General features: G+C 38.3%; 5 protein-coding genes. 4 read left to right on the forward strand and 1 reads right to left on the reverse strand.

Annotated features, from left to right (window positions below; genetic code table 11):
- Window positions 1–11 precede the first annotated feature (11 nt).
- From FKZ43_RS10335 to fusA, 4 genes are all read left to right on the forward strand, one after another.
- A complete protein-coding gene (locus tag FKZ43_RS10335) occupies window positions 12–3272 on the forward strand; it encodes a hybrid sensor histidine kinase/response regulator (RefSeq protein WP_140945818.1) in 3261 nt (1086 codons plus the stop codon).
- Between the two features lie 84 nt (window positions 3273–3356).
- The gene (locus tag FKZ43_RS10340; protein ID WP_140945819.1) at window positions 3357–3710 is read left to right on the forward strand and encodes a YtxH domain-containing protein; all 354 of its coding nucleotides are present in this window, start codon (window positions 3357–3359) and stop codon (window positions 3708–3710) included.
- A gap of 60 nt (window positions 3711–3770) precedes the next feature.
- Window positions 3771–4133, forward strand: coding sequence for a hypothetical protein (locus FKZ43_RS10345; RefSeq protein ID WP_140945820.1), 363 nt, complete (start codon window positions 3771–3773; stop codon window positions 4131–4133).
- Window positions 4134–4159: 26 nt separating this feature from the next.
- Window positions 4160–6259, forward strand: coding sequence for an elongation factor G (gene fusA, locus FKZ43_RS10350; RefSeq protein ID WP_235894750.1), 2100 nt, complete (start codon window positions 4160–4162; stop codon window positions 6257–6259).
- Window positions 6260–6383: 124 nt separating this feature from the next.
- Here the strand turns inward: fusA and FKZ43_RS10355 are convergent.
- The coding region (locus FKZ43_RS10355; RefSeq protein WP_140945821.1) for a glycosyltransferase at window positions 6384–6677 on the reverse strand (294 nt) is incomplete at its 5' end.

Raw genomic sequence — 6677 nt, forward strand, 5'->3', positions numbered from 1 at the left:
GGAGAGAGAGAATGAAACAAAAGCAAACAAACATAATTTTATCCTTTGTCGTTGTCTTTCTTCTTATTTTAATTGTTGCAGCTGTTTTTTACCTTCACGATCGCGTTGAAGGTGAGTTTATAGCAACTTTTGAAGAGAAGCAAACCTTGTTTGCAAAAGGTCTCGCTACCTCGTTTGAAAATTATATTTTCTCAAGGGGACAGGGTCTGAAAGTTCTCGCAAGCTTTGAATCCGTGAAAAAGAGAATTAAACAACAACTAGAAACAGATTTAAACGAATACCTTCGCTATGTAAAACAATTTTATGTTAGCTCAATATCCGTCATTGATGAATCAGGTCGCGTGATTCATTCAACCGATGGAAAACTCACAGGGAAAGATATATCAACATATGATTTCTGGAAGGAAATATCAAAGTTGCCACCCGACGAGGTCATCTACACAATGACATCTAAAGATAAGTTTTTATATACTGCAATAATTGCAGTTCCAGTTTACGAAGGAAAAAAATTTCTCGGTGCAGTTGTTTACACAATTAAAATTGACTCTCTTATAAATTCGCTCATAGGTCAGATTGGCTTAGACTTAACACTCCATGACGCCTGGATTATCAAATCCGATAGGGTTCTGATCTTTCATTCAGCTCATCCAGAGATGGTTTTGAATCGGGCAAGCTTTATGGATGAATCTTGTAAGCAATGTCATATCTCCTTCAACCATGTTGATACGATGCTCGCGAAAAACTACGGCTCAATAAGATACAAACTTAAAGATCGTCCAGAAAAAATCGCTAGCTTCTCGCACTTTAAAATTTCTGGTTCAGATTTAGTTTTCGTTGTAAGCACACCATATGCAAGGATTGCGAAATCAGCAAGGCAAAATCTAATGCTTATTTACCTTCTTGTTGGATTAGCAATTCTTTCACTTCTCATATACGGATTTATTTTTATAAAAAACTTAGCCGAAGCTATCAGAACTGAAGAAAAAAGAAAACAACTTGAGGAAAGGGAAAAAATTCAACGGCTTTATACACTCTTATTCCAAAATTCAAACGATGGTGTTTATCTGCTTGACCTTGAAAGTAGAAGGTTCATTGATGTCAACAAAAAATTTCAAGAGATGCTCGGTTATACGACAGATGAATTAAACAACATTGATTATATGGAGCTCGTCGCTCCAGAATCAAGGGCTTTCATTGAAGAGAGGAGAAGTAAAATAGAAAAAGGAATCCCAGTCCCGCAAAGATATACATTCCTTGCGCTTGCAAAAGATGGCAGAAAAATCCCAGTTGAAGTGAGCGTAAGCTATGTGAGAATCGGAGAGAGGATGTATGGCCTTGGAATTTATAGGGACATAAGTGAAATTTTAAGACAAAAAGAACTCTATCAATCACTTTTTGAAAATCTTCCCGTTGGCGTTGTAATACATCAAGATGGGAAAATTGTAAGATGCAATAAAAAGGCGCTTGAAATCGCTGGGGCTAAATTTGAAGATGAAATCATAGGTAAACCCGTAATTGATTTCGTCCATCCAGATTATAGAAAAATAGTTATTGAGAGAATTAGAAAGCTTATTGAGACAGGCGAAGAAGCCCCACCAATTGAAGAAAAGTTTGTGCGTCTTGATGGCTCTATAATTGATGTTGAGGTAAGAGCTTCAAGAATTCTTTGGGAAGGAAAGCCAGCTATTCAAGTTATAGTTGAAGACATAACCGAGAGGAAAAAACTTCAAAACGAGTTGATGAAAAAATATAGAGATGAAGAGGAACTCAGGTTAAAATTTGAGACGATATTTAAAAACTTAGGCGAGGGGATTTACTTTCAAAACGATAGAGGAATAATTGAACTCGCAAATGATGAGTTATGTAAAATTTTCGGTTATAAATCTGCAAATGAACTTATCGGAAAGCCATTTGATAAATTCCTTGACGAGATAAAAGACAAAATTGAAGATGGCGAGAAAGAGATCGCTTTCATAAGAAAGCAAGTTGCTGAAATGAAAGCAATCAGATATCCTGAGTTAAAATTCAAGGATGGTAGAATAATTGATAGAATGGCTTTCCCCATTTATGATATAAATGGCAAATACATTGGTCGCGTTGGGATAGCCAGGGATATAACTGAAAAGAAACAAAAGGAAAGGGAGGTTTTAGAGCTTCAGAAGTTTGAGATCCTCGGACAACTTGCAAGCGGGATAGCACACGATTTTAACAATGTTTTGGGAATAATAACTGGAATGCTTGAGATTGCGAAGATGAAAACAGAGGACAAAAAAATTATACCATATCTTGATTCCGCATTTTCAGCGAGCCAACGCGGGGCTGAGATTGCGAAACGTTTGCTACAATTTTCAAGGAAGAAAGTTGAAGAATTTAAGCCGATCTCAACGAAACAATTAATTGATGACACGGTCAGAATACTTCAACACACATTGCCGAAGACGATACAGATTGATATCAAGATTGAAGATGAGTGTGTTGTTTTAGGTTCTTACGGTGATTTACAGCAAGTGATTTTAAATCTTGCTCTAAACGCAAGAGATGCCATGCCTGGGGGTGGAAGGTTAAGGATTGAGACGCTGACCGTTGAGGGTGATTTTGTTGAGAGAAAATTTGGGAGCGCAAGCGCCGATAAATATATCGTCATTGCGGTTTCGGACACTGGCGTTGGAATGAGCAATGAGGTCAAGAAAAGAATTTTTGAACCGTTTTTCACGACAAAGGAACCCGGGAAAGGAACGGGACTTGGGCTTTCAATTGTGAAAAATATTGTATCACTACACGGTGGATTCATTGACTTTGAAAGCGAACTCGGTAAAGGGACAACTTTTTATATCTATCTTCCGGTCTACCTTACCGAGAAAAGAGAAGCAAAAATAAATCGGGGAGAAGAAAAAATGGAAAAAATTGGTCAGGGCTATAAGATTCTAATCGTTGAGGATGAAGAAAATTTGAGGATAATAATGCGGGATTACCTTCAGATGCTTGGATTTGAAATCATTGAGGCAGAGGATGGGGAAACCGCTCTTGAAAAATTTAACGAAAACAAAGACATAAAAATTGCTTTTATTGATTATGGCTTGCCAAAGATGATGGGGGATGAGTTGATTGGGAAAATCTATGAGATTTCAAAAGATGTTAAGTTTGTTTTGGTAACTGGTTTTGTTGATGTTGAAGTTAGAAGAGAACTTCCATCGGGGACGAAGTTTCTGCGCAAGCCATATAACCTCTCACAGATTGAGGAGATAGTTAAAGAGGTGCTTGGCATATCATAATCGCTTTTGAAATCCTTGACTTTTAAGCCTCTACTTTTTATCTTATCTTTGAATTCAACAAAACAAAAATATGGAGGTATAACTATGGCAAGGGACAACAACGAAGGGATGTTCAGGGGATTTTTACTTGGCTTTTTAATCGGTGGTGCTCTCGGAGCTGTCTTTGCTATGCTCTTCACACCTAAAAGTGGAAAAGAGATGAGATCTATGATAAGAGAGAAATCAGCTGAGGCTAAGGATAAAGCTAGTGAATATCTTGCCGAGGCGAAGACAAAAACAGAGGAAATAATTGAAAAGGCGAAAGAGGAAGCTGAAAAAATTAAAAAAGAAGTTGACGAACTTATAACGACAGCTAAGCAGAAGGTTGACATGGTTAAAGAAGCTGTGAAGTCAGGCATTGAGACCTATAAGGAAGAAACGAAGAAAACAAAAGGTTGAAATTTCAGGGCAAGACGAATGTCTTGCCTTTTTTATTTTAAAATTTAACTGGGTTTGAAAATGGAAATGCTAATCCAGATTTTGTTAGCTCTTCTTTTGGTCAGCGCAGTCATATCTCTGATTTATCTTGTAGTTATATTTGCGAAGCTGAGAGTGTTGATTGAAAATCTCAACAAGACGACAAATGAGATAAACGCACGACTTCCTTCAATACTTGAAAACATTGAAAGGACAAGCTCTCAAGCTCAATCACAATTTGAATTGATCGGCAATTTGACCCAGAGCTTGCAATCGTATTTACAAAAGTTCAAATTTGCATTTTCAGGCGATAGTCATTCCTCAGAATTTCTCCCCTCTGGTTTAACAAAAATTTTCGCTCTGATAAAGGCGATTCGCACTGTGATAACAAAGCTAAAGGCATAAACACAAAAAGATAAGGGAGGTTGACAGTGGTGAAGGAATATCCAACCGAAAAAATCAGAAACATTGGTTTAATTGGACATGGTGGTTCTGGGAAGACATCTTTTGCTGAGGCGATGCTCTTCAGTGCAGGTGTCACAACACGACTTGGAAGAGTTCAAGAAGGAAACACCGTCTCGGATTATCATCCAGATGAAATAGCTCAACAAGCATCAATCAACTTGTCACTTCTTCATTGTGAATGGAGGGATGTTAAAATCAACATCATTGATATGCCCGGTTACGCTGATTTTATAGGTGAGGTTAAAAGTGGTTTGAAAGTCGCTGATACAGCGATTTTGCTTGTGAAATCGGTTGAAGGAATTGAAATTGGAACGGAAACATCCTGGGAGATAACGAAAGAATACGACAACAGCGTAATTTTTGTCATCAATAAGCTTGATGCTGAACATTCAAACTTTGAAAAGGTCGTTGAACAGATAAGACAAAAGTTCGGGCACGAGGCGGTTGTAATCCAATTCCCCGTAAACGAAGGGACATCTTTTAATTCAATTGTTGATGTTTTGAAAATGAAACTTCTGAAGTTCTCAAACGATTTGTCAGGCAATTATGTTGAGGAAGAAATACCTCAGAATTTGAGGGAGAAGGTGGAAAAGTTGCGCGAGGAATTAATTGAATCTGTTGCTGAAACGGATGAGGAGCTTCTAAATAAATTCTTTGAAAATGGTGGTTTAACGGAAGAGGAGCTTAAAAATGGCTTCACAAAAGCAATTAGCGAGAGGAAAATTTTCCCGATATTATGTGCTGATTCTTACCACAACATCGGCACAAAGCGGATACTTGATTTTATTGTTGATTATTGTCCAAGCCCGAATAAAAAGCAAGTATCGGCGATTTTGAAAAACGATTCATCACAACAGATAAATTTAAATTATGATTCATCGGCCGAACCGGTGATCTTCGTTTTCAAGACGGTTTCAGAAGCCCATGTGGGTGAGTTTTCATTTTTCAAGGTTTATTCAGGAACTTTAACAAGAGGAATTGACCTTGTAAACCAAAGCAACGGGACGCTTGAAAGGTTAAGTCAGCTTTATGTTATGAATGGAAAGGAAAGAAAAGAGGTTCAGAAACTTTACGCTGGTGACATAGGAGCTGTTGTAAAGCTAAAAAACACACATACAAACGACACGCTTTCAACGAAAGCATTTGCAGTTGTGATACCACAAATTGAATTCCCAGAGCCGGTGATTCAGTTTGCTATAATCTCAAAGAACAAGGGAGAGGAGGAAAAGATAGCAGCTGGGTTACACGCTCTTCACGAAGAGGACCCAACATTTGTCTTTACGGTTGATAATGAGCTTCAACAAACCTTGATAAGCGGTCAAGGGGAGATGCACTTGACGATAATTGCAAAGCGATTGAAGGAAAAATACGGTGTTGAAGTTGAACTCGGCGAGCCGAAAATTCCATACAGGGAGACGATAAAAGGGAAAGCCAGGGAACAAGGGAAGTATAAAAGACAAACCGGCGGAAGGGGTCAATACGGCGATGTTTGGCTTGTGTTGGAACCACTGCCAAGGGGTGGCGGATTTGAATTTGTGGATGCGATAGTCGGTGGTGTCGTCCCAAGAAACTATATCCCAGCCGTTGAAAAAGGTGTCAGAGATACCATGGCAAAAGGTGTCCTAGCTGGATACCCAGTTATTGATGTCAAGGTCACTCTTGATTATGGCTCTTATCATCCAGTTGATTCATCTGACCTTGCGTTCCAGATAGCAGCTTCAATGGCGTTTAAAAAGGCATTTATGAACGCAAATCCCGTATTACTTGAACCGATATATGAAATTGAAGTAAAAGTCCCTGAAGAATTTATGGGAAGCGTTATCGGTGATATATCAAGCAGACGAGGAAAAGTTATAGGGATGACAGCGGAGGGAAGTTATCAAGTTGTGAAGGCATATGTTCCACAGAAGGAATTATACAGATATTCATCCGCCTTGAGGTCACTGACGCAAGGTCGCGGAATTTTTAAAGCTAGATTCTCGCATTACGAAGAAGTTCCGAAAGAGATAGCTGATAAAATCATCGCTGAGGCACAGAAACAGAAAGAAGCTGTTGAAGAAGAGTAAATTAACAGGGGCTTTTAAAAGCCCCTTTTTTTATTTTTCCCATCAAAGAGGAAATTTTTTGATAAATTTTTTCTTTCGCTTTTTCCAGCAGGGGATAAAATTTTTGGCGGATTAAAATGAATAATCACCCTATTTTAACAAAAGATTCAATCGCTTCAACCAAAGCATCCCAAGAATACTTCTTTTTCTCAAGCTCAACATTTTTTGAAAATTCATCGGCAAGATTCTCCCTAAAAAACTTAACAATTGCATCGGCTATTTTTTGCGGTGACGGTTCAACTATAAAACCCGTCTTTCCGTCAAGAACAACCTCCGGAAGCCCTCCGACATTTGTAGCTATAACTGGTTTGTTAAAATTGTAAGCTATTTTAACTATTCCGCTTTGAGTTGCTGACTTATACGGCAAAACCACGACATC

It is taken from the genome of Candidatus Thermokryptus mobilis, assembly GCF_900070205.1.
In the GTDB taxonomy this organism is placed as follows: domain Bacteria; phylum Bacteroidota; class Ignavibacteria; order Kryptoniales; family Kryptoniaceae; genus Kryptonium; species Kryptonium mobile.